This is a genomic window from Rhodococcus sp. 320_ES (assembly GCF_059691855.1).
This window is the reverse complement of the sequence record NZ_JCAWAG010000003.1, coordinates 195444-220347: the sequence shown is the minus strand read 5'-3', so window position 1 is coordinate 220347 and position 24904 is coordinate 195444. Positions and strand designations below refer to the sequence as shown.

14 protein-coding genes are annotated in these 24904 nt (G+C 66.6%); 4 read left to right on the top strand and 10 right to left on the bottom strand.

Features of this window, described 5'->3' with window-relative positions:
- The first annotated feature begins 46 nt into the window (after positions 1–46).
- Positions 47–1891: a galactan 5-O-arabinofuranosyltransferase gene (locus AC59JP_RS11635; protein WP_497326479.1), complete on the top strand. Its 1845-nt coding sequence runs from the start codon at positions 47–49 to the stop codon at positions 1889–1891.
- Here AC59JP_RS11635 and AC59JP_RS11630 read toward each other — a convergent pair.
- Together AC59JP_RS11630 and AC59JP_RS11625 are read right to left on the bottom strand one after the other, a co-directional pair.
- A complete protein-coding gene (locus AC59JP_RS11630; protein WP_497325936.1) occupies positions 1878–2843 on the bottom strand; it encodes a HEAT repeat domain-containing protein in 966 nt (321 codons plus the stop codon). The two genes, AC59JP_RS11635 and AC59JP_RS11630, sit on opposite strands and share 14 nt — an antisense overlap.
- Positions 2837–3451: a HEAT repeat domain-containing protein gene (locus AC59JP_RS11625; protein WP_497325935.1), complete on the bottom strand. Its 615-nt coding sequence runs from the start codon at positions 3449–3451 to the stop codon at positions 2837–2839. Before AC59JP_RS11625 ends, AC59JP_RS11630 begins: the two co-directional genes overlap by 7 nt.
- Positions 3452–3540: 89 nt before the next feature.
- Here AC59JP_RS11625 and AC59JP_RS11620 point away from each other — a divergent pair, with 89 nt between their 5' ends.
- The 3 genes from AC59JP_RS11620 to AC59JP_RS11610 all read left to right on the top strand — a co-directional run bounded on the left by AC59JP_RS11620 (position 3541) and on the right by AC59JP_RS11610 (position 9919).
- A complete protein-coding gene (locus AC59JP_RS11620) occupies positions 3541–5295 on the top strand; it encodes a glycosyltransferase family protein (RefSeq protein ID WP_497325934.1) in 1755 nt (584 codons plus the stop codon).
- 117 nt (positions 5296–5412) lie between these two features.
- Positions 5413–8733, top strand: coding sequence for an arabinosyltransferase domain-containing protein (locus AC59JP_RS11615; protein WP_497325933.1), 3321 nt, complete (start codon positions 5413–5415; stop codon positions 8731–8733).
- A 232-nt stretch (positions 8734–8965) separates the two neighbouring features.
- Positions 8966–9919: a hypothetical protein gene (locus AC59JP_RS11610; protein WP_497325932.1), complete on the top strand. Its 954-nt coding sequence runs from the start codon at positions 8966–8968 to the stop codon at positions 9917–9919.
- A 176-nt stretch (positions 9920–10095) separates the two neighbouring features.
- Here the strand turns inward: AC59JP_RS11610 and AC59JP_RS11605 are convergent, their stop codons facing one another.
- From AC59JP_RS11605 to AC59JP_RS11570, 8 genes are all read right to left on the bottom strand, one after another.
- Positions 10096–11640 carry an acyl-CoA carboxylase subunit beta gene (locus AC59JP_RS11605; protein ID WP_497325931.1) on the bottom strand — a complete coding sequence of 515 codons (1545 nt, stop codon included), beginning with the start codon at positions 11638–11640 and terminating at the stop codon, positions 10096–10098.
- Positions 11637–16748, bottom strand: coding sequence for a polyketide synthase Pks13 (pks13, locus tag AC59JP_RS11600; RefSeq protein ID WP_497325930.1), 5112 nt, complete (start codon positions 16746–16748; stop codon positions 11637–11639). Before pks13 ends, AC59JP_RS11605 begins: the two co-directional genes overlap by 4 nt.
- Before the next feature lie 60 nt (positions 16749–16808).
- On the bottom strand, positions 16809–18704 hold the full coding sequence (fadD32, locus tag AC59JP_RS11595; protein WP_497325929.1) for a long-chain-fatty-acid--AMP ligase FadD32: 1896 nt from the start codon (positions 18702–18704) through the stop codon (positions 16809–16811).
- 226 nt (positions 18705–18930) lie between these two features.
- Positions 18931–19923 (bottom strand): LLM class F420-dependent oxidoreductase, encoded by a 993-nt coding sequence (locus AC59JP_RS11590; RefSeq protein ID WP_497325928.1) that lies wholly within the window; start codon positions 19921–19923, stop codon positions 18931–18933.
- Positions 19924–20052: 129 nt separating this feature from the next.
- Positions 20053–21030 carry a cutinase family protein gene (locus tag AC59JP_RS11585; protein ID WP_497326478.1) on the bottom strand — a complete coding sequence of 326 codons (978 nt, stop codon included), beginning with the start codon at positions 21028–21030 and terminating at the stop codon, positions 20053–20055.
- Positions 21030–21563, bottom strand: coding sequence for a DUF732 domain-containing protein (locus tag AC59JP_RS11580; protein WP_497326477.1), 534 nt, complete (start codon positions 21561–21563; stop codon positions 21030–21032). Before AC59JP_RS11580 ends, AC59JP_RS11585 begins: the two co-directional genes overlap by 1 nt.
- A 107-nt stretch (positions 21564–21670) precedes the next feature.
- Positions 21671–23557, bottom strand: a complete 1887-nt coding sequence (locus tag AC59JP_RS11575; protein ID WP_497325927.1) for an alpha/beta hydrolase-fold protein — start codon at positions 23555–23557, stop codon at positions 21671–21673.
- A gap of 202 nt (positions 23558–23759) precedes the next feature.
- Positions 23760–24734 (bottom strand): alpha/beta hydrolase, encoded by a 975-nt coding sequence (locus AC59JP_RS11570; protein ID WP_497325926.1) that lies wholly within the window; start codon positions 24732–24734, stop codon positions 23760–23762.
- Positions 24735–24904 lie beyond the last annotated feature (170 nt).

The following is a 24904-nucleotide window of genomic DNA, read 5'->3' as shown; positions in this document are numbered from 1 at the left end:
TCGATCCCGGCCGGCCTCCGGCCTTCCCGCAGCACGTTCGGCGCTGATCGACGCCGTCCTCGCGGCGGTCGTGTCGATCGTCGTGGTGACCGCCGGGCTGTACGCGTTCTCGTTGATCCAGTGGCCGTCGTTCAACGGCTCGCACGTGACGAGAGCGATCACCACCGTCGGGCAGGTGGCGTCGTTCGTTCTGATCGGTGTGTCGGTGTGGTTGCTGCACCGTGGGATTCGCCCATTGGTGGCGAAGACGCTCTCGTGGATCGGGCTGTCCGCATTCGTCACCGTCACGCTGGGAATGCCGCTCGCCGCGACGAAGCTGTACCTGTTCGGAGTCTCGGTCGACCAGGAATTTCGCACCGAGTACCTGACCCGCCTGACCGACACCGCCGCCCTGCGCGACATGACGTACGCCGACCTCCCGCCCTACTATCCGGCCGGATGGTTCTGGGTGGGCGGACGTGTCGCGAACCTGCTCGGACTCGACGGGTGGGAGGCGTTCAAGCCCTACGCCATCGGCTCCCTCGCCGTCGCATGCGTTGTGGCGCTGGTGCTCTGGAGTCATCTGGTGCGCAGGGACCTCGCCGTGTTGGTTGCCACCGCGGTGACCGCACTCGCGCTGGCCTATGCCTCCCCCGAGTCGTACGGCGCTGTGATCGCGGTGTTCGTTCCGCCGGTTCTGGTGCTGGCGTGGGGCGCACTGGCCCGCAGCGGCGGCCGATCGGGGTGGGCCGCCGTCGTCGGAGTCGGTGCGTTCTTGGGCTTCGCCGCGACGTTCTACACGCTCTACCTCGGATTCGCCGCGTTCACGGTCACGCTGATGGCCCTCGTGGTCGCGGCGGTCTCGGTGCGCGAAAGCCGTAGCTGGCGTGCGGCCTTGACCCCTGCGTACAAGCTGATCACGATGGCGGTGATCGCCGGACTCATCGCCCTGATCGTGTGGGCTCCGTATCTGAAAGCCTCGTTGACCGGCGCCACCGCCGAGTCGGGAACGGCGCTGCACTACCTCCCCGACGCCGGTGCGTCGCTTCCGTTCCCGATGCTGCAGTTGTCCCTCCTGGGCGCGCTGTGCATGATCGGCACGATCTGGATCGTCGTACGCATCAAGGACTCCCGACGCGCACAGGCCCTCGGAATGGGTGTCGTTGCCGCGTATCTGTGGTCGTTGCTGTCGATGGCGGTTACGGCCATCGGAACCACCCTCCTCGGCTTCCGGCTCGAACCGGTACTGCTGCTGATCCTGGGTGCCGCAGGGGTTTTCGGCTTTGTCGACGGCGCTCGCGCGCTGTATCTCGTGGCCGGCGAGTCCACCCGAGTGCGCACGGTCACCGTGGTGGTGGGCGTGGTCGGTGCGCTGGCGTTCGCCCAGGACATTCCGCACGTGCTGCAGAACGAGATCGACGTCGCTTACACCGACACCGACGGCGACGGCGTGCGCGCCGACCAGCGGCCGCCCAGCGCCGTGTCGTACTACGCCGACGTCGACGCCGCTCTGCAGGCAGCGGTTCCACGCAGCCGTGACGACACGGTGGTGCTCACCGCAGACACCACCTTCCTCGCCTACTACCCCTACTTCGGATTCCAGGGCCTCACGTCGCACTACGCGAATCCGTTGGCGCAGTTCGATGCTCGGGCGGCGGCGATCGCCGACTGGGCCACCAGCGAGAACTCCGACCAACTGATCGACAAGCTCTCGGTGACGCCCTGGCGAGCACCCGACGCGTTCCTGTTCCGGCGCGGCGCCGACGGATACACGCTGCGTCTCGCCGAGGACGTCTACCCGAACGACCCGAACGTGCGGCGGTACACCGTGTCGTTCCCCGAATCACTGTTCGACGATCCTCGCTTCGAGGTGCAGGACATCGGGCCGTTCGTGTTGGTCACCCGGCGCTGAGGAACGCGGCCGCCACCAGAGATACCGCTCGATCGTCGTCGAACCTCAGCTGCTCCAATGCCTTTCGCGCGGCGGGGCCCGCGATCTCGACCAGCGCCTGCGCCACTCGGATACGAGCCGGCACGTCCGCAGTCGCCGACCTCGACATCAACCCGTCCACGATCTTTTCACTCGACTCGAGGCCTGCGAGAACCTCGGCGGCTTCGACGTCGCTGTGGCCGTCGACGATCATCGACACGAGAGTGGGTACGGAACGCGGGTGTTCCCGTCGTCCCAGTGCGAGAGCAGAACTGGTTCGAACGACGTCGTCCGGATCGTCGAGCGCAGCCACCAGCAGAGCCGTCGACTCCTCACCCGCAATGTCCGCCAGCATCCCGATGGCCCGTCGCCTCACCTCCACGTCGTCGGACGACACCCCCCGCACGACGACGGCAATCGCGTCCCCGTCCGCGCGCTCGAAAGCCCAGCGAAGCGCTCCGGCGACGTTCGGATCCGACTCCGTCAGAGCAGCTTCCGCCAGGAGGTCCGCCGGGGCCGATGATTCGAGTGCAGTCTGCAGGCGCCGGTCCGCGTCGGGCGAGGACAGTCGATGCAGGATGTCGACGACGCGCAGGACGCCGTCCCAGTCCTGCGGCGACGACGCGTCGACGGTCCGCAGGCGCGTCAGCAACTCCGTGTCCCGAGCAATCCGGTCCTCGGTTCGTCGAGCAAGGTCGTCGACGAGAGCTGCGGGACTGAAGCCGGGGGCGGCCAACGCGTCGGCAACCTGGCGGAGCGACAGACCCAACGAGCGCAAGCTCTCGACGTGAAAGATCCTGCGAATGTCGTCGCCCGAGTACTCGCGATAGCCGCCCACGGTACGGCCGGTCGGCCTCACCAAGCCGAGCGTGTCGTAGTGCCGCAGCATGCGCGCACTGACCCCGGATCGTGTGGATACCTCTCCGATCAGCACCGGCGCATCGCCTCCTCGAGCAGTGAGTCGAATCCGGCGTCCGGATCCTCGAGCAGTGCCAGTGTCGCGCAGGCGTGCGCCCGGACGGCACTTTCGGCCTGGTCCGACGCGGCCAGCAACGACTCACGCGCGTCGTCCCCCAGGGCGACCAGGGCGCGGGCCAGGCTCCGGTGGACTTCCCGGCTGCCGCGGCCGAGCTGCGTGGCGAGCTCGGCCGCCAGCCACTGTCGTTCGTCGACGGGAACGAGCACCACAGCAGCCCGCCACGCGCTCCGGGCCACCTCGTCGTCGCAGTCACACAGAAGCGCGGGCGTGACCAACGGCCAGGTGCGTCGGTCACCGATCTTCGACAGCGTGTGCAAAGCCTGGCTGCGTCCCTGCGCCCGGTCGGAGGTCAGTTCGTCGCGCAGCATTTCGATCACTGCGGACGCCGACTGGCGCGTCAACGCCCAGGTCAACGTGTCGCGGACGTAGAAGTCGGGCTCGACGGCACACCGCTCCACGAGGCTGGGGACGAGGGTGGGATGCGGGTCGATTCCGGCGGCCATCGCCGCGCGAAGTCGGGCGGACGGGTCGGCAGCGTCCAAGCGGAGGGTCGGCGTGTTCACGTCTCGAATCCAAAACCCTGACACTGTGTCGAGGTCAAGCGTCCGCTCGGATTCGATCGATGTCGTCAGGTTCCCGTAATCTCGCCCCGGTGAGCGCCGAGACCGTCTTGTTACCGAAGACGGCAGAGGACTCGGTTCGAGTCGACGCGGGACGGTCCCGAGACGTCCTCGTCGCCGCGTTGTTCACGGTGCTCGCGGTCGCCGTCATGCACAACCAGTGGCAACACCTCGGCGACGGCTACATGCGCAACAGCGGCCAGGACCAGACGATGTGGGAGTGGTTCTTCGCCGTCGCCGCACACTCGGTCACCCATCTCGACAATCCGCTGTTCAGCGATCTGCAGAACACCCCGCTCGGCGTCAACCTGATGGCCAACACGGCCATGCTCGGGCTCTCGATCCCGCTCACTCCCGTGACCGTGCTGTTCGGACCCACGGCAACCTTCGCTCTCGCCCTCACCCTGGGCCTGGCCACCACGGCGTTCGGTTGGTACTACCTGTTCTCTCGCACGGTGGTCACCCCGCGGGTGGCCGCAGCGGTCGGCGGGCTGCTCTGCGGATTCGGGCCGGGCATGATCTCCCACGCCAACGCGCATCCCAACTTCGTGTTCCTCGGTGTTCTGCCGGTGTTGGCGCTGCTGGCCGTGCGGATCACGCAGGGGCGGCACATCAAGCGCAACGCCGTCGTTCTCGGACTCCTGGCCGCGTGGCAGGTGATGTTGGGCGAGGAGCCGCTGCTGATCTTCGCCATCGCACTGGTGGTCTACGGCGCCGTGTTCTATCTCGGCACGCCGCGCGCATTCGTGCCGGCGATGCGGCGGCTGGTTCCCGCAGGTCTCGCAGCCGGAGCCATCACGGCAGTGCTGATCGCCGTCCCGTTGTGGTGGCAGTTCTACGGGCCGCAGAGCTACAAGTTCCTCGACCACAACCTCCGCGCCAACGACTTGAAATCGATCACGTCGCTGCCTCCGCAATCGATCGGTGGCCGCATCTGGCCGGGGCCGGACTACTCGATCAATCTGACCGAGCAGAACGCGTACTTCGGACTACCGCTCCTGATCGTCGCGGCGGTCTGCGCGGTGTATCTGTGGCGCAGCTCGGCTGCGCGCGCGGCCACGGTCACTGCCCTGGTGGTCGGGGTCCTGTCCATGGGCGCCGCCCTGACCGTCGACAGTGTCGCCACGTCCATCACGCTTCCGGGCAAGAAGCTGCACACGTACCCACTGCTCGAGTCGGTACTCGAGACCAGGTACGCCCTGGCGGCGGTGCCTCTGCTGGCATTGCTGCTCGCCATGACCACCGATCGGGTGCTGCGGCACGGGACTGCGCTGAAGGCCGTGTGGACGGTGGCCCTTCTCGTCGCCCTGGTTCCGTTGATTCCGGTGCCCCCGCCCGTGGCAGCGAAGACGCCGACCCCCGCGTTCTTCTCCGACGGCGCCTGGCGCGACTACGTCGACGGAGGGAGTGTGGTCACCGTCCCGCTCCCCGGCACCAGCGACGCGTCGCCCCTGCGCTGGCAGTACGAGTCGAACTTCGATTTCCCCATCGCCGCGGGCTATTTCGTGGGCCCCGGCGCGAAGGACCCCGACGAAGCGAAATACGGCGCCATCGATCGACAGACCGCCCTTCTTCTCGGTGGTGTCGCCGACTCCGGAGCCGTCCTGACACCGACCGCAGACCAGATCGCCACGGCCCGGACGGATCTGGACTTCTGGAACGCCGACGTCGTCGTCCTGCCTCCCGGCAAGAATGTCGGCGCCCTGCGCGAGACCCTGAACGCCCTCCTCGGGTTCGCCGGCCAACAGGTCGACGGCTCGTGGGTGTGGGACGTCCGACGCCGCTGACCTCCGCTTTTCGTTTCGGTCGATGTCACAAAGGCGAGCCCATAGGAGTTGTGGCGTGCCGAGACACTCCCGCACCGATGGCTGGAAACCCATCACGGTCGCATAACATCGGTAATCGTGCCCGATGTCGTTTCCTCTCCACCCGCCGTACCCGCTTCTCCGCCATCGGGCCCGCGAGCAGCAGATTTGCGCTCCCAGTACAAGACCGCACGGCTCATCGCCATCGTCACCGGGCTCCTCGGAGTTCTGTTCGCCGTTCTCACACCGTTCCTCCCCGTCACGCAGACCACCGCAGCCGTCTCGTGGCCCCAGAACGGCCAGATTGCCGACGTCGAAGCCCCGCTGATCTCCCAGGTTCCCGTCGACCTCACCGCCTCAATTCCCTGCTCCGCCGTCAACGCTCTGCCCGGCGGCGGGATACTGCTCTCCACCGCCCCCGCCCGCGGTGAAGGAGCGCCGCTCAACGCGATGTTCGTGCGCGTGGGCGCGGACACCGTCGACGTGCTGGACCGCAACGTCGTGGTCGCGTCGGCGCCGCGCAGCCAGGTTGTCGGCGGCCAGTGCAGCGCGATCGAGTTCTCGTCGACCATCGACCGCACGACCGCCGAGTTCGTCGGGCTGACCGACGCGCAGGGCAACCGTCGCACCGGCCAGCTCGACGGTGACCTGCGACCGCAGGTCGTGGGCGTCTTCAGCGACCTCAGCGGGCCCGCGACGTCGCAGCCCGGACTGTCGTTCGAGATGACCGTCGACTCCCGCTTCTCCACCAGCCCGACGATCCTCAAGCTGCTCGTGATGATCTTCGCGGTGATCTTCACTTTGATCTCACTCGGCGCACTGAACCGCCTCGACGGCATCGACGGCCGCGGACACCGCAACGTCTTCCCGTCGAAGTGGTGGAAGTTCACCGGCGTCGACGTCACCGTCCTCGCGACGCTCGTCGGCTGGCACTTCGTCGGCGCGAACACCTCGGACGACGGTTACCTGCTGACCATGGCCCGTGCCTCCGAGAAATCCGGGTACATGGCCAACTACTTCCGGTGGTTCGGCGTCCCCGAGGCTCCGTTCGGCTGGTACTACGACGTCCTGGCGCTGTTCGCGAAGGTCTCCACCGCCAGCCCCTGGATGCGTCTGCCCGCCCTCGTCGCCGCAATCCTCTGCTGGATGGTGATCAGCCGCGAGGTGGTGCCGCGCCTGGGCCGCGCCGTGCGCAACAGCAACGTGGCCCTGTGGACCGGCGGACTCGTCTTCCTGGCGTTCTGGCTGCCGTACAACAACGGGTTGCGTCCGGAGCCGATCGTCGCGCTCGGTGCGCTGCTGACGTGGTGCTCCATCGAGCGTGCGATCGCCACCGGGCGACTGCTTCCGGCTGCCGCGGCCGCCATCATCGGCGCCTTCACGCTCGCCGCTGCGCCGACCGGGTTGATGTGTGTGGCAGCGATTCTCACCGGAATTCGCCCGCTCACCCGCATCGTCGTCAAGCGTCATCGCCAGGTCGGCACCCTCGCTCTTCTGGCGCCGATCGCCGCAGCGGGCACCCTGGTGTTGATCGTCGTCTACGGCGACCAAACGTGGGCCGCGGTCATGGAGTCGACCCGAGTCCGCACGCTCGTCGGCCCGAACGAGCCCTGGTACAACGACTTCCTGCGGTACTACTACCTCTTCGTCCAGACGGTCGACGGATCCCTCTCGCGCCGCTTCGCGTTCCTGACGATGCTGCTGTGCCTGTTCACGACGCTGGTGGTGCTGCTCCGCCGCGGTCACGTTCCGGGCGTCCCCAAGGGTCCGGCGTGGCGCCTCATCGGTGTCGTCTTCGGAACCATCTTCTTCATGATGTTCAACCCCACCAAGTGGACTCACCACTTCGGTGCGTACGCCGGTATCGCCGGATCGCTCGCAGCTCTGACCGCTGTCGCCGTGTCCGCGTCGGCCCTGCGCTCGCGGCGCAACCGCTCGGTGTTCGGTGCGGCCATCGTTTTCGTTCTGGCACTGTCGTTCTCGGGCATCAACGGATACTGGTACGTCTCGAGTTACGGCGTGCCGTGGTTCGACAAGGTCGTCTCGGTCAGCGGCCAGCAGTCCAACTCGTACTTCCTCGCACTGTTCGGACTCGTGGTGGCGCTCGGCGCCTGGCAGTACCTGCGCGAGGGTTTCGCCCCGCCTCCTCCGCGGGCCGGCACCGCCCGCGGCAAGCGCATCCGCAAGTTCGCGGCCGCACCGCTGACCGTCGTCGCGGGACTGATGGTTCTCTTCGAAGTGCTCTCGATGGTGAAGGGCGCCGTCTCCCAGTACCCGGCGTACTCGCTGGGCCGGTCGAACATCCAGTCGCTCATGGGGAACACCTGTGGACTCGCCAACGACGTTCTCGTGGAATCGAATCCGAACGCGGGCATCCTGACCCCGATCGTCGACCCGGCGTCACCGCCCGACCCGACCACCGGCGTGCTGGGCGGATCGTCACCGGTCGGCTTCACCCCCAACGGAATTCCGACGGACCTCAGCGCCGACGCCGTGGAAGTCAAACCGGGACAGGGAAACACGGACCAGCAGAGCGTCGGCGGCAACTTCGAGGAAGGCCAGTCGTCGGGCACCGGCGGTGGCGTCGGCGCGGTGGGCGTCAACGGCAGCAACGCGCAGCTGCCGTTCGGCCTCGATCCGGCCACCACTCCCGTCCTCGGCTCCTACCAAGAGGGACAACAGGAACCGGCCTACCTCACGTCGAGTTGGTACGGACTCCCGGCCGCCAGTGAGCAGCAGCCCATCGTCGTCGTCACCGCCGCGGGCCGAATCCTCTCCCGCGACTTGGAAACCGGCGAACTCACCTACGGGCAGTCGCTCGTCGTCGAATACGGCAAGCGGCAGCCCGACGGATCCGTCGTCTCGGAAGGCACCTACCTCCCGAAGGACACCGGACCCGCACCGTCGTGGCGAAACCTGCGCATTCCTCGCGACGAGATAGCACCCGACGCCGACGCGGTGCGCATCGTCGCGAACGACCCCAACCTGACCGGTGACCAGTGGCTCGCGTTCACGCCGCCGCGCGCGCCGATCGTCGAACCGCTCAACACCGTCATCGGCACCGAGCAGCCCGTTCTGCTCGACTGGGCTGTGGGACTGCAGTTCCCGTGCCAGCGCCCGTTCGACCACAGCTACGGCGTGGCCGAAATGCCCAACTACCGGATCCTGCCGGACCGCCCGCTCGCCGTGTCGTCGACGGACACCTGGCAGGCAGCCGAAAACGGTGGGCCACTGGGCTTCTCGGAAATGCTGGCGTCCTCCACCACCATCCCCACCTACCTCAACCACGACTGGGGACGGGACTGGGGCTCGCTCGAACGGTACGACCGCTACTACCCGGACGCGTCCGCTGCGACCGTGGACACCGGAACGGCCACGCGGTCGGGGCTGTGGGCGCCGGGGACTTTGCGGAAGTACTAGCTCTGTCCCCGCTCCCAGTGGACCCAATGTGACGTTGGGTCCATATAGGAGACCGAATGCGTCATTGGGTCGCGGCACTGGGATGACTGCTGGCCGTACCCAATGTGACGTTGGGTACGAATACACGACCCGATGTGTCATCGGGTCGGAAACGCGGTGTTGGACGTCCACCATCCACAGGACGCACATCTATCCACAGCGGACCGCACAGGGGCTGTGATCCGAGCTCGCCGTGAGCGACTCTGTTTCCATGCGCCGGTCGATGTTCACGCTCCTTCAAGATGCCAGCACCGACTGTGTCGCGACCACCGCAGACTTGAAGTCGGTCGGGGTTGCCGCAACGGCGATCGTGCGCGAGTGCGGTGCCGGTGGTTCGTGGCAGCGCATGCTTCCGGGAGTTGTTCTCCTGCACAACGGTCCGCCGACAGTCCATCAGCGACTGGTCTCAGCGCTCCGCTACGCGGGCACCGAGGCACAGCTGACCGGTCAGGCAGCGCTGAACCTGCATGGCTACACGTCGACGGTTGCAGGGAACATCTTGATCCTGTTGCCTCAGCACAGAAACAAGAAGAGCAGTGGTTTCGTCACGGTCGAACGCACATGGCGGCTACCCGAGCCGGTCGAGAGGTCCGGCCTTGTGTGCGCACCACCGATACGCGCGACACTCGACGCCGCGCGCAGGGTGTCGGACCCGAGTGCATGTAAAGCGCTGATGGCACACGTCATTCAGCGCGGAGGCGTGACCGTGGAGCAACTCGCAGCCGAGTTGAGCGGCGGCAGTGACCGCGGAAGTGCTCTCCCGCGGGCGACATTGCGCGAGCTCGGTAAGGACGCGCACTCGGTCGCAGAGATTGCCGCTCAAAAGCTGTACTCCGAAGCGGAGCTACCTCTCATGGTGCACAACCGGGAAGTGTTCGATTCGCATGGCCACTTCTTGTGCAAGCCCGACGGCTGGATCGATGACCTCGCGCTTGCATGGGAGATCGACTCGCTCCAACATCACCTCACTCCGGCAGACCACGAGCGCACGGTGCTGCGTCGCCAACGAATGGAAGCGGCCGGCGTTGTGGTCGTGGCTCACATGCCGAAACAGATATTCCGAACTCCTGCAGTCGTTCTCGAACAGCTGCGGAGAGCTGTACTGCGCGCTCGTGCGCGGCCGAGACCGGACGTTCGTCTTCGATAGCAGCCGCCAGTGGTGAACCCAATGACACATCCGGTCGGATATTTGGACCGAACGTCACATTGGGTCGGGCGGGGGCGATCCGCTAACTCGGACCCAATGACACATCCGGTCGCCTATATGGACCGAACGTCACATTGGGTCCAAACCAGGCCAGGGACGGGGGCCGGCAGACCGCACTAGATCGGGAACAGCGTGTGCTTCCTCGGGTTCGGCTCCACCGTCTTGTCCCGCAGCAGATTCAGCGCCCGGCGAATCTCCAGCCTCGTCGCGGACGGCTCGATGACCGCGTCGATGTAGCCACGCTCCGCAGCGATCCAGGGCGTCGCAATGTGCTCGTTGTAGAAATCGATGAAGCCCTGGCGCACGGATGCGGCGTTGTCACCGGCCTCGGCGAGCTGCTTGCGCGCCATGATGCTGACGGCACCTTCCGCGCCCATGACGGCGATGCGGGCGGTGGGCCAGGCGAGGTTGACGTCGGCTCCGAGCTGCTTGGATCCCATCGCCGCGTAGGCACCGCCGTACGACTTACGTACCACCACAGTGACTTTGGGAACGGAGGCGCAGGCGTACGCGAAGATGAAGCGGCCGCCGCGCTTGATGACGCCCTGCTTCTCCTGATCGAGTCCGGGAAGGAAGCCGGGTGTGTCCGCAACGAAGACGAGCGGGATGTTGTACGCGTCGCACAGCCGAATCCAGTGGGCGCACTTGTCCGATGCGGCGGCGTCGAGTGACCCGCTGAGCATCAGCGGCTGGTTCGCGACCACACCGACGGGACGGCCGTTGACACGCGCGAACCCGACGATGACGTTGGTGGCTGTCTGCGCGTTGACCTCGTGGAAGTCGCCGTCGTCGAAGATGCGCAGCAGGATGTCGTGCATGTCGTACCCGGCGTTGTCCGAGTCGGGCATGAACGTGTCGAGTTCGAGGTCGTAGCTCGTCACCTCGGGTTCGAGACCTTCGTTGACGATCGGCGGCTCCGCCGTGCAGTTGGACGGCAGGAACGACAGGTACTTACGCACCCAATCGAAGGCTGCTGCTTCGTCTTTCGCGACGTGGTGAATGTTGCCGTTCTCGGCCTGCTGACGCGCGCTGCCGAGATCGTGGAGGCTGACGTCTTCGCCGGTGACGGACTTGATCAGGTCCGGCCCGGTCACGAACATGTACGCCTCTTCGGTGGCGACCACGACGTCGGTGTTGATCGGTGCGTAGACGGCGCCGCCGGCGCATTTGCCCAGAATCACCGAGATCTGGGGGCAGAAACCGGACAGTGGTTCCTGTCGCCTGCCCAGTTCGGCGTACCAGGCCAGCGACGTCACGGCGTCCTGAACCCGCGCGCCACCCGAATCGTTGATGCCGATGCACGGGCAGCCGATGTTGGCCGCGAACTCCATGATGTGCGCGACGCGTCGACCGAACATCTCGCCGACGGTTCCGCCGAAGACGGTTTGGTCGTGGGAGAAGACGGCGACCGGACGGCCGTCGATGGTTCCGTGCCCGGTCACGACGCCGTCGCCGAACAGGGCGTTCGGGTCGCCGGGCGTGCGGACCAGGGCACCGATTTCGACGAACGAACCCGGGTCGAGAAGCATCGTGATGCGCTCACGCGCACTCGGGATGCCCTTCTTGGCGCGTTTGGCCAGGGCAGCGTCCCCGGCGGGTTCGCGAGCGAGTTCGAGTTTGTCGTGCAGTACCGCCAGCTTGCCGGCAGTCGTCGAGGTCACGAGTGCGACTCTCCTCCTTGCGCCGCCATCGACGCAGTAAGCCCCTGCAATTTGCCCGCCAGATCGGCCCCCACCTTGGCAATGAACGGTTCGTCGATGATAGCGAGGTGGTCGCCTCCGACGTGAACTATCTCGAGGTTCGGCGCGTACTCACCCCAGCCACCGTGCTCGTGACGCTTGCCCAGTCGCGGTTCGAGGGCGATGGCGTCGTCGTGATACTTGTCCGCCATGTACAGCGTCACGTCACCGTCGTAGACCGTCGGCGACGCCGTCTGAATGGCACGGTTGTCGAGCCACGACGTGCGCTGGTGCTCGATGATGCCGCTCGGAATCTGCGCGCTGCTGAGCTTGACCAGGTCCATGATGATGCGGATCTGACCGTCGTCGTCGGCCTTGGCGAGCTTGTCGTACGGCAGCGGGTAGTCGACGTTGTAAAGCTTCTTGCCGACCTTCGCGTACCGCTTCCACCGCAGCTCGATCTCGTCCGGGGTGTCCGGGATCGGCTCGTAGGGCATGACGGTGTCGATCAACCCGACGACGCGCACGTCGGCACCCTGCTCGCGCAGAAGCTGCGCGACGGCGTAGGACAGCACACCACCGAGCGACCACCCCACCAGCACGTACGGACCATCGCCCTGGATCTCGCGGATGATCGGCACATACGCAGCGGCGCGTTCGGCGATGGAGCCTTCGATCCGCTCGAGACCGTACATCGGAGTTCCCGCCGGGAGACGACGCAGCAACGGCTCGTAGACGACGCACGAGCTGCCTGCCGGATGGAACACGAAGACCGGCACGGCATCCGAACCCTCGTCGCGTCCACGCAGGGTGCGCACGACGCCGACCACGTCACCCGCTTCGAGATGCTCACGCACCACGTTCGCGAGCGCTTCGATGGTCTCCGAGTCCAGGACGTCGTCCAGCGTGATCTCGCCCTTGGCACGCTCGCTGAGACGCTCCGCGAGCTTCTCCGCCGTCGGATCGTCCAGCACGGGAAGGGTATTGAAGATTCCCTTGGCCGACTCGCCGGTCACCACGGCCCACGTCGCGAACGTCAGGCGCTCGGCCGCATCGCGCGGCGCGACGTCGGTGCCCGCTGCCTCGCTGAAGGATTGGGCATCGCTGGCGACGGATGCAGCCGGCGTCTCGGCGACGGGGGGCTCGGCCTCGGCTTCTGCCGGGGCGGTCGTGTCGGCGAACTCGAACGCGGTGTCCGACTCGGCTTCCGCTGCCTTTTCGGCCTCGGCGTCGAGCTTCTGCTGAGCCGCCAGCGCCTCGACCTCTTCACGATTCTCGACGGCGTAGCGGAGGTACTTCTCCACTTCCTTCAAGCTCGCGTCACGGACGGCCGCCAATTGCAGCTGCGGAATCTCGAACTCGAATTCGACGCGGTTCTTGATGCGCACCGCCATCAGCGAATCCAGACCGAGCTCGACGAGCGGAATTTCGGCGGGGAGGTCTTCGGGGGCGTATCCCATCGACTCGGCGACGATCAGCGCCAGCCGGTCCTCGAGCGACTGATCGCCGTTCGGATCCCACCGATCGGCGAAGTCGTCGACCACCTCCGGTTCCTGCTCCACCGTGTCCGACAGTTCCGAACTCGACAGGCTCGGCGCCGCAACCGCTGCGGGCGCAGTCGATTCCACTGCCGGCCCTGCCGTCACGACGGCGTCGGCCAGCAGCACGAAATCCGAGCCGGTGCGCGAGTGCACCGTCAGCGAGGCACCGCCGGGATGCGGCGTCAGGGTGGTCGTCAGCGTTCCCGACGTCGGCACCCCGCCGCGGGTGACGACCGCACCGACGGTGACGTCGGCCAGAACCTGCGTGGCAGCTGCGGATACGAGAGCGTCGATGCTCGTGACCGCACCGGCCTGCGCCTCGAAGACGTGCCTGCCGTCGGGGAGCGCTACGTGCGAACCCGGAAGGGGCGCAGCGGACGCCGTCAACACGCTGACCGTCGTCTGGATCCAGAAAGGCTTGCGCACGAACGACGTACGCGGAATCGGTGCATACGCACCGTCCCCGAACAGAACCGGAAGCGAGACGGCGTGACCACGGACGTACAGCTCGGCGAGTGCGGTCAGGAAGGTGTCCGGCTCACGCTCCTTGCGCTTGAGCGTCGGCACCAGTGTCGCGTCGGGAACCCCTGCGGCCCACGCGGTCGCGGCAATCGACATGAGCGCCACCGGATTCGGCGACAACTCGACGAAGGTTGTGTAGCCCGAGTCCACGGCATTGCGGACGGCCTGCGTGAAGTAGACCGAGTGCCGCATGCCCTTGACCCAGAAGTCCACGCCGTGAATCGGTTCGTGTCCGGCCTTGTAGAAGGCACCCTCGTCCACCGACGAGAACGCGGCGACGCGAAGCTTCGACGGCTCGATACCCATCAGCTCGGCGGAGAGCTCACCCAGCAAGGGGTCGACGGCCGACGTGTGGCCGGCGCCGCGAACATCGAGAATGCGGCCCATCTTGCCCAGCGACACGGCGTGATCCACCAGTGCCTGCACCGGCGCAGCGGGACCGCCGACGGTCGTATGTGTCGGCGCCGCATACACACTCGCCTCGACACCGGGGAACTGCTCGGCCAACTCGACGACCTCGGCGGCGGAGAACTCGACCAGCGCCATGGCGCCGGCTTCGGCGTCGCCGAGACCTTCCTGTCCCTCACCCAGCAGGCGCGAGCGTGCACAGATGATCCGCACAGCGTCTTCGAGATTCAGCCCGCCCGACGCGTACGCCGCGGCCACCTCACCCATCGAATGGCCCACCACCGCAGCGGGTTCCGCACCGTAGGCGTAGAGGGTCTCGACGAGCGCGACCTGGATCGCGAAGATGCCGACCTGTGAGTTCTCGAACTCGTAGTTGAGCGAGTCGTCGAGCACGATCTCCTTGATGGAGTATCCTGCCTCGTCCTCGATCAGGGCGTCGACACGGTCGAACGCGGCAGCGAACACCGGCTCGGATCCGTAGAAGTCCTTCGCCATCTTGCGGTGTTGCGCGCCGAAGCCGGAGAAGACCCACACGGGTCCGTTGGACGCCGGCGAGTCCGCGGAGAGCACACCGGGTCCCGGCTTGCCCTGGGCCACCGCGCGCAGCCCGGAGATCGCCTCCGCGCGACTCGACGCGAGAACCACTGCGCGAGAACGGCCGTGGTTGCGCTTGGCGAGCGAGCGACCGACGTCGGCGAGTGGGGTGTTGCTTCCCTCTTCGCTTTCGAGCCAATCCGCGAGTTCGGCAGCGGCACGTCGCCGACGGGACGGCATCGAGGCCGACACGGCGAGCAGAACCATTCGCTGCTCCGACTCGAGGGCACCCTGAATCGATGCGGCAGGCGCGGCGGGAGCGGCGGCGGGCGCGGGCACTACAGCGCCCTCGTCCTCCGTCACCACCGCGTCGTTGATCGCGGCTTCCGGATCGACTGCGGCGGGGTCGAATTCGACCCCGGCTTCCGACCGAGGGGCGCCTTCGGTCGATCCAGCGGTATCAGGGTGCCCCTGAGTCGCAACAGGGGCAGAAGCAGCAACAGACGAGCCGGGCACGTACTCCGTCACCACCACGTGCGCGTTGGTCCCGCCGAAGCCGAAGCCGGAGATCCCGGCCACGGCCTTGCCGGAGTACCGGGGCCACGACGCACCTTCGGAGACGACCCGCAGGTGCGCGTCGTCGAAGGGGATGTACGGGTTCGGGCCGGCGTAGTTCAACGACTTCGGGAGCCGGTCGTTCTGCATCGCGAGGACGACCTTGATCAAACCTGCTGCGCCTGCGGCGGATTCGAGGTGTCCGAAGTTGGTCTTGGCCGAACCGAGCAGGGCCGGCTTGTCCGCGTCACGTCCGCGGCCGACGACACGGCCGAGGGCGTCGGCCTCGATCGGGTCGCCGAGGATGGTGCCGGTGCCGTGGGCTTCGATGTAGTCGACCCCGGTGGGGACGATGCCGGCGTCGCGGTACGCCGAGCGCAGCACGTCCGCCTGTGCGTCGGGGTTGGGGGCGACGATGCCGTTGGAGCGGCCGTCCTGGTTGACCGCGGACCCGGCGATGACGGCGAGGATCGAATCTCCATCTCGCTCAGCGTCTTCGAGGCGCTTGAGCACGACGAGACCGCCGCCCTCGGAACGGATCATGCCGTCGGCGTCGGACGAGAATGCTTTGATCCGGCCGTCGGGTGCGAGGACGCCGGTCTGCCCGAAACCGAGCGTCGGCAAGGGCGAGAGAAGCATGTTCACGCCGCCGGCGAGAGCGACGCTGGATTCACCACTGCGCAGACTCTGCACGGCCTGGTGCACGGCGACGAGAGACGACGAGCAGGCGGTGTCCAGTGCGATGGACGGGCCGCGGAAGTCGAAGTAGTAGGACACCCGGCCCGCCACCACGGCGGTCGAGTTGCCGGTGAGCGCATAGGGATGCGGCTCGGGGTCGCTGACCACGATCATCTGGTAATCGTTGGTCGAGGTGCCGATGAAGACACCGACCTGCGTGCCCTTGAGTTCGCTCGCGGGGATGCGTGCGTTCTCGAGTGCCTCCCACGTCAGTTCGAGCGCAAGACGTTGCTGCGGATCGACATTCACCGCTTCACGCGGGGACATTGCGAAGAACTCCGCGTCGAAACCCTTGACGTCGTCCAGGTAGCCACCGCGGGTGACCGTCGCCGCGATGCGTTCGGCCAGTCGAGCGTCGCCGGTGAATTCGGACCAGCGACCGTCGGGAAGGTCGGAGATTCCGTCGCGGCCCTCGTCCAGCATTTCCCACATGGACTCCGGGGTGTAGCCGGCGCCGGGGAAGCGGGTGGAGAGACCGACGATGGCGATGTCGTGCGACCGGTCGGACGGCCCGGACAGGTAGAAGGCGTCGTCGGTGGTTCCGGACTCGGACTCCGGCTCGCCCTCGATGATGCGTGTTGCCAGGGAGGCGATGGTCGGGTGCTGATAGGCCACCGTCGCGGTGAGTGTGACACCGAGCAGCTCTTCGATCTCACCGCTGAGCGCCACCGCGTCGCGGGAGCTGAGTCCGAACTCCTCCATCGGGCGGTCGTCGGAAATGTCGTCGGCCGACTGATTGGTCGCGTCGGCCACCCAATTTCTCAACCACTCACGCAGCTGCGCGACAGTCATGTCCCCGGAATTATTGTCGTCAGCCACTGAACCCACCCAACCAGTCGGAAAGAAAAAACGTCACTCGTCGACGCTGTCGGGGAACGCAGTCTGCGTGTACCCCCCGCGAAGAGTGCCTTCGATGTACGCCGCCTTGCACGCCCGCCGCGCGATCTTGCCGCTCGAGGTGCGCGGAATGGAGCCGGCCGGGACGAGCAGCACGTCGCGCACTGTCACGCCGTGGCGAATCGAGATCGCCGCTCGGACGGTGTCCGCGATCGGCTGCGGATCTGCTTTGCCTGCGCCCGGCGCACGCTCGGCCACGATCACGAGTTGCTCCGAACCGTCCTCGGGGTCGCGACGGAGTCCGCTGCCGCCGTGCTCGAACACGAACTCGGGGAGCTGGTTCATCGGAACCGAGAACGCCGCGACGAACCCGGGACGCAGCGCGGTGGAGGACTCCTGAGCGGACGCCTCGAGGTCCTGCGGGTAGTGGTTGCGGCCGTCGACGATCACCAGGTCCTTGACGCGACCGGTGATGTAGATTTCGCCGTCCACGTAGACGCCGTAATCGCCCGTGCGCATCCAGTTGGCGTCGTCGTCGGCACCGTCGGCGTGGCTTCCTGTCTCGAGACGCGAGACCAGCTTGTTGTGGAACGTCTCGGACGTCTCGTTCTCGCGTCCCCAGTAGCCACGGCCGATGTTCTGTCCGTGCAGCCAGATCTCGCCGACGTGATTGTCCGGCACTTCCGAGCCCGATTCGGCGTCGACGATGGCTGCCCACTGGCTGCGCGCGACGTAACCGCACGAGACCTGCGGGATGGCACCGTCGGCGTTCTCGTCGACCGGGACGACGCGGCCGTTGTTGAGCTCTGCGCGGTCGACGTAGATGACCTTGGCTTCGTCGGAATGCCGTGTGGTCGAGACGAACAGCGTTGCCTCGGCCATGCCGTAGGACGGTTTGATCGCGGTCTTCGGCAGGCCGTAGGGACCGAACGCGTCGTTGAACTTGCGCATCGAGGTGGTGGTCACCGGCTCGCTGCCGTTGATCAGACCGATGACGTTGGACAGGTCGAGGGACTCGCCGTTCTTCGGCAGACCACGCTGAGCGGCGTGTTCGAAGGCGAAGTTGGGGGCGGCGGCGAACGTGCCCGCTCCGTCCGACACCGCGGCGAGTTCCTTGATCCAGCGGTACGGCCGCTGCACGAACGCACGCGGGCTCATGATGGTGATGTACTTGCCGCCCAGCGCGGGCAGGATGACGGTGAGCAGTCCCATGTCGTGGAACAGCGGCAACCAGGTGACTCCGCGTGAGTCCTCGGTGATCTCGACGCTGTCGACCATCTGCAGGGCATTGACCCCAACGGCGCGGTGGGTGATCTCGACACCGGCGGGCGTCCGGGTCGATCCCGACGTGTACTGCAGGTAGGCGATGTCGTCGAGGGTGGCGTCGGGCTCGGTCCAGGTCTCGCCGACGCTGTCCGGGACTGCGTCGACGGCGATGATGCGCGGACGCTTGGCGGCCGGGAGCGCCCGGAAGAACTGGCGCACACCTGCGGCGGAGTTGGTGCCGGTGAGGATGGCGGACGGCTCGCAGTCGCCGAGCACAGCGTGGAGGCGATCGCTGTGTCCGGGCTCGTCCGGATCGAACAGCGGAACAGCGATGGTGCCCGCATAAATCGCCCCGAAGAACGCCACCACGTAGTCGAGGCCCTGAGGGGCGAGGATCGCGACGCGGTCACCCTGGTTCGTCACCTGACGAAGGCGCGCACCGACGGCACGCAGACGAGCGCCGAACTGCGACCAGGTCAGCTCGTGAACTTCACCGTCGCGCTCGCGGGAGAAGTCGACGTAGCGGTACGCCAGCGCGTCACCGTTCTCCGCGACGTTGCCCTCCACGTGCCGGACGAGCGTCATGCCCTCGGCGATCGTGATCTGGCCGTTTTCGTCGATATAATCGTCGAACGATCTCGTCATTTCATCTCCTCCGAAGCGTCGCGAAGCCACGCCTTCGATCTCGTCGGCGCCTGCATTCCAACTGCCTCATACATTCGAACTGCCCGTGCTGTGCTCGACCGTGGCGCACCAGAGGCTACCTGCGAGTACGTCGTCCAAACCGTTTGGCTCGAATCGCTGTACAAACCACAAAAATTGTACCGACACGGTGTCGCACTTTCGGCGGACACCGCCGCTGACCAAGCACTCATTCGCCGGACAAGAGGGGGATCACCGGCGCGAAGGCCTCCATCTGTGTCGGATAAACGCCCACATAGGACATCGACGTCTTCGACCGCACGGTTCGGATCTGCTCGGCGATCTCCTCGAACGTCCCGATCGCGGCGTACGGCGACTGCAGAATGTCGTCGACCGTCAGCTCGGCGTCGACCTCCATATTCGGCAGCATGCCATTGGCAATGGCTGCGAGAGCCATTTCCGCCGTTTGCTCGCGGTCGTCCGAGACGACCACCATCGAGATGGTCCAGTTCAGTTCGATCTTGTCGAACCGGTCTCCGGCCGCAGCGCGAATCTGCTCGACACGCTCGATGCTCTTCTCCAAGGTGATCTCGGAGAGCCTGAGTTTGCCGTCGAGCGTGGTGCTGGGAACCAGCGACGCGATGTCGGCGTGCTTGGCCATCAGCTGCATCATCTTCGGCCCACCGCCGCCGACGGCGATCGGCGGCCGCGGTCCCTGCCGTGGCCGCGGGCTGCCCTGCAGTCCGTGGATCTGGTAGTGCTTGCCCGAAAAATTGCATTCCTGGCCGCGCATCAGCGTGTCCAGAATGGTCAGCGATTCGTCGAGCTTCTCGAGGCGCACCGCCGGGCTCTCGTAGGGGAGTCCGCTCTTGACGTACTCCTCTTTCATCCACCCGGCGCCGATACCGAACTCGAGGCGGCCCTTGGACAGCTGGTCGATCGTCGTGACGTCCTTGGCCAGGATGGCCGGGTGCCGAAACCCGTTGGCCAGGACGGCGGCACCGATACGAATCTTCTCCGTCGACACCGCCAACGCACCGAGGGCCGCGATCGGCCCGACCTGGTTGCCCAGGTGGTCCGGAATCATGAAGCTGTCGTAGCCGAGCGACTCCGCCTTCTGCGCGAGCGCGACGAACCGACGCGCGCCGCCCTCGGCCGGGTTGCCTTCGCCGCCCGCCGCGAAACGGAACTTACGGAGCGGTGCCGCTTCGGCAGAGCTCATGTGTGTTTTTCTCCTGAAGCCGGGGACGAAGAGGTGGACCCCTTCGGGCCAACGAGCACTCTAGCGTCTCGATCCGGTAACGCTCGAATTGCGCTCGTCAACCCCGACCGGCCTCCGGCCTTCCCGCAGTCAGGAGTGGGCCGGGACGGGCGCGTTCTCGATCAAGCCCGCAGCCCACTGCTCCGTCCACTGTGTTGCCGTGGTCCCGTTTCCGTCCACGACGTACGACGCGTACTGCGCGTGCACCGGATTGCCGGCCGCGCCGACGAGAGCAGCGAGACTCGACGGAATGTTCCTCAGCGACAACGCATCCGACGGCGCAGCGCAGATGAGATCACCCGGCGCGCAGATGGTGTTGGTGCGATCGGCGAGCGAACCGAAGCCGCCCTGGCGCGGCCCGGTCATCGTGATGCCGGGCAGATCGAGGCCCCCGAGGGCCACCTCCGCACCGGTCCCGTCGACGGCCGGACCGACTTCGTTGCCGCTCGTGCCGTCACGACGTCCGTCGGCGATCAAGGTGACGCCCAGAACCTGGTCGGCCGGAACGGGGCCGTTGCCCGCGCCGATCGACGCGGCGATGTCTCCGGCGATGACAGCGCCCTGCGAGAAGCCCGCCAGTACGTAGTTGGTGAGCGGGCAGTCCCGGTAGGTGCTGGCCAACGCGTCGGTGGCCTTCGTGGTGCCTTCGCTGCGGCTGACGTTGTAGGAGGCCTGGCCGTCCGGCGGGATCGCCACCGGGTTCGAGAACTGAGCGACGTACGGGACGGTGTAGACGGTGGCGCGGCCCGGAGGGAACTGTCCCTGCAGCGGCTTGCTGACGTTCAGCATCAGGGACGCCGGGTTGGCCGTCGGGTTGTACGGGTCGTCGGCGGCGTTCGACTCCCACGTTCCGGGGATGGACATCACGAACACGTCGGGGCAGCTCGCCGGCTGGGACTGCGGCTTTCCGGGACCGGGCGCCGGGCCCGGTGACGGCTCCTTCAGTCGGCCCGCGAGGAGGTACCAGAGGGCGACGATCACGATGATCACCACGACGATGGCGGCGATCACCCCCAGGAACACCTTCAGCGGCGACCTCTTGCGACGCGAGCCCGTGGTCATCGAGATCAGCTGCAGTACTTCGCCGACGCGGCGTCGATGTAGGTCTGTGCGGTGGCGCCTGCCTGCTCGGCGGTGATCTCCGCGCCGGAGGCGGCCGCTTCGGATCCGACGTTGGCCGTCACGAACGTGCTGATCTGATCGTTCGGCACACCCTGCTGCTTGGCCGCACAGATGTAGTTCGCTGTCGAGATGGCGATCTCACCGTCGCCGGCCACGGTGACGCCCTTGGCCTTCAGTTCCGCCAGGAACGCCTGACCCCGTGCGTCGACGTTGGGCGCTTCGGTGGGCCCGGGGAAACCGCTCGGAACCGGCGTGGCCTGCTCCGGCGCCGTGGCGGCCGCACCGGGGCTCGTGGGAGCTGCCTGCGTGGTCGACGATGCGTCCGGCGCGGACGACGGGGCCGTCGTCACCGCCGCCGCCGAAGTCGCCGAGGACGTGAAGCTCGGTGTGCTGCTCGCCGAGGAGTCGTCGCTTCCGCACGCCGCGAGCGACGCGCCTGCGAGCAGCACGAATGCGCCCGTACTCACGACGCGAACCATCCGGGAACTCACTACGCACACATCCTTTTCCAACGATCGACGGATCACCGGAACGCTACCCGGGGGAACTGAGAGAACTCTGAGCCCCTGGGCGGTCCGGCCGGTCTCTACGGGAAGATCTGCGCCTGACCGTTCTTCACGGTGATCCAGCCGAACTGGAAGTTCTGCTGAACGCCACCGTCGATCGGGAACTGGTCGCTGGTCACGAAGCCGAGTCGTCCCGTCTCGTAGCCCACGCTCTTCCAGGCGTCGAAGATCGGTCCGTTCTCGATGGCCCAGGCACCCGTCGCGGGGCTCCAGTAGATGTTGCCGCCTTCGAACTGGTTGAAGCGGCCGCCGTCCTTGACGCCGATCTCGCTGGTCTTCGGGAATCCGAGCGCGCTGTTCTCGTATCCGAGGCTCGCGTACTTGTCCATGATCTTGCCCTGGACGGCGTGCGTTCCGTTGGCCGCGCTGTAGTACATGGCGCCGATCTCGAAGCCCTGCACCGCACCCGGCTTGTTCGGTGTCTGCACCTCGTCGGCCGCCGGGTAGCCCAGCGGTCCGCGCTCGTAGCCTTGGGCCGCCCACTCTCCGAGGATGGCACCGCGTACCGCGTGCGCCTTCGTCTGCGGCGTCCAATAGATCATGCCGTTCTGGAACGAGTTGAACCGTCCACGACCGTCCGCGACACCGATCTCGCCGCTGGTGGGGAGGCCGAGGATGCCGTCCGCGGCCTTGTAGCCCTGGTAGACACCGCCGATCGCGCCGGCCACCGGGAAAGTACCGAGGTTGGACGAGAAGATCCGTCCGAACCGGAAGTCCTGAGCCGTGCCGCCGGTGACGGCGTACGAATCGGTCAGGCAGTCCGCGAGCCAGTTGTTCGCGGACTGGACCGCTGCGAACCCACCGGCGATGGTGCAGGCCGGCTTGTCGGCGGGGACGCCGAGCGCGGTCGCGATCTGCGGCCACGCCTGCTTGAGCTCGAACTGCCAGTACGGCCACGAGTGCGTGCCCGACGGCCGGTAATTGATCGAGGCGGGGATGCCGAGCTTGTTCAGCTTGGTCGCGAAGGTCTGAGACGTCAGACGCGACAGAATTTCCAGGCCCATGCCCGCGTAGTTGGTGCTGACGCCCGGGATGCCCGACGGCTGGTCGTACGGCCCGGTCAATCCGCTGCCGCTCGAGACGTAGAGGCTGGTGCCCTTGAGCTTCTCGGCGAGAACGTACGGGTCGTGTTGCGCCCAGAGATCCGACGTCGGTGCGCCCCACATCGCGGTGGCGTCGAAGCCGCCCGCGTCCTGCATGGCGTAGGCGATGGCCTGCGGCATACCGAGTGTGGTGGTGGCGAGAATGCCGGAGAACGAGCCGGCGAACTTGAAGAAGCCGGGGTTGCGCGCCGCCAGGGTCATGGCGGCGGTGCCGCCCATCGACAGCCCGGCGACGGCGCGTGTCTGGTTCGTGCGCCAGTCACGTTCGAGAATCGGCGGGAGTTCCTTGGTCAGGAACGTCTCCCACTGGTAGTTCTTGCCGTTGTCCTGATCGACCCAGTCCGAGTAGAAGCTGGACTGTCCGCCCACCGGGAGGACGACGTTGACGTTCTTGTCCGCGAACCAGGATTCGGCGTCGGTCTCGGCCGTCCAGCCGTTCTCCTGATCGGTGGCGCGCAGACCGTCGAGCATCCACACCGACGGGAACACCGCCTGCGGGTCCTTGTTCCAGTCACGCGCGAGGAGCAGCTGCACCTGAATCGGCGTGGCCATCGACGGTGAATCGACCCACAGCGCCACCCGCCGGTCCGACAGCCAGTCGACCCTCGACACGACCGCACCCGACGGCGCCTGCGTGGGGGCCGGGGCGGTAGCCGCGGGCGCGGCGTGCACCGCGGGCGTCGCGGTCGCGGTGGCGACGATCGCACCTCCGGCCAGCGGAAGCACCAGCCCGGCGGCGATGGCCGCGAGCACCCGCGTCCGCCCGCTCGACGTTCGGCGTCTGTCGGCCTTACGCAGCTGCATCGTCCTCGTCACCACTCTCATCTTCGATCACAACACTGTTCCTGCTCGAACAGCCGGGTAGGCCGGAGGCCGGTCGTCAGTTCCCCGGGTAGGCCGGAGCCGGTCTCGAGTTCGCACAGGAGGTCTGGCTTAGTTGTACACGGTGACGAAGAGAGTCTGCGGCAGCCACGCTGTTACTGGTGGTGCAATTGTTACTGGGAACTCAGGCACCCAGAGCGTCGAGAATCTGACCGCGGGCGTTCCACAGCTGAGCTTCCCAGTTGGGCCAGTTGTGGATACCGGCGGCGGGGAACTCGTAGCGAGCCGGGATGCCGAGCGCAGTCATCCGGACCTGGAACGCACGGGTGTTGGCCAGCGCGATGGCCTCGAGCCCCATTCCGTTGGCCGTGTTGTAGACCCCGATGGGCGAATTCGGGCGATCCGTCGGGCCGGGGAGCCCACTGGACGCGGCGATGTAGAGCGACAACCCGCGCAGCATCGGAGCGAACACGAAGGGATCGTTGCGCAGCCACGCCGGATTCCACGGCGGACCCCACATCGAGTCGACGTTGAAGCGGCCGGCGTCGAGCATCGCGACGCGGATGGCCTCACGCATTCCGGGAGCCGAGATGTTCAGGTAGCCCGACAGCGAGCCGGCGAACTTGAACTGATTGCGGTGGTAGGCCGCCAGAGTGAGCGCAGCGCTGCCGCCCATCGACAGTCCGAGGATCGCATTGTTGGAACTGGAGACGCCGAACCCTTCGAGGTAGTCCGGAAGTTCCTTCGTCAGGAACGTCTCCCACTTGTAGGTGATCTTCTGGCCGTTGAAGTTCGACGGCGCGTACCAGTCGGTGTAGAAGCTCGACTGGCCACCGACCGGCATGACGAGCGTGACGTTGTCGTTGGAGAACTGCTGCATCGCGTTGGTCTCGAAGGACCACGCGTTGCGGTCGTCGCGGGCGCGCAGTCCGTCGAGCAGGTAGAGCGCCGCGCTGCCTCCGCGAGCCGCCCACTGGACCTGAACCTTGATCGGACCCATCGACGACGGGACGAACAGCTCTTGATACCCGCCGCTGGGCGCGCGATGTGCGATCGGCGCAGCCGACGCGATGGACGTACCGGCGAGTCCCAGTGCAGCGGGAACCACCATGAGAGCGGCGAACATGCCCGCCAACCTGCGCTTGTAACCGAACTGCATGGGTCGAGCCTCTTTCGCCTGTGTCGTCGACCGACCGCTCAGCCGATTCTCAGACTGGACCCTAGAACACGAAACGACCCCGGGACAAAACCTTGTGAGAGGTTTTGAAACCCGGGGCCGTCCGCCGAGATTGTTTGTCGAACTTCCTAAGGACTCCGACCGTCCTCCGG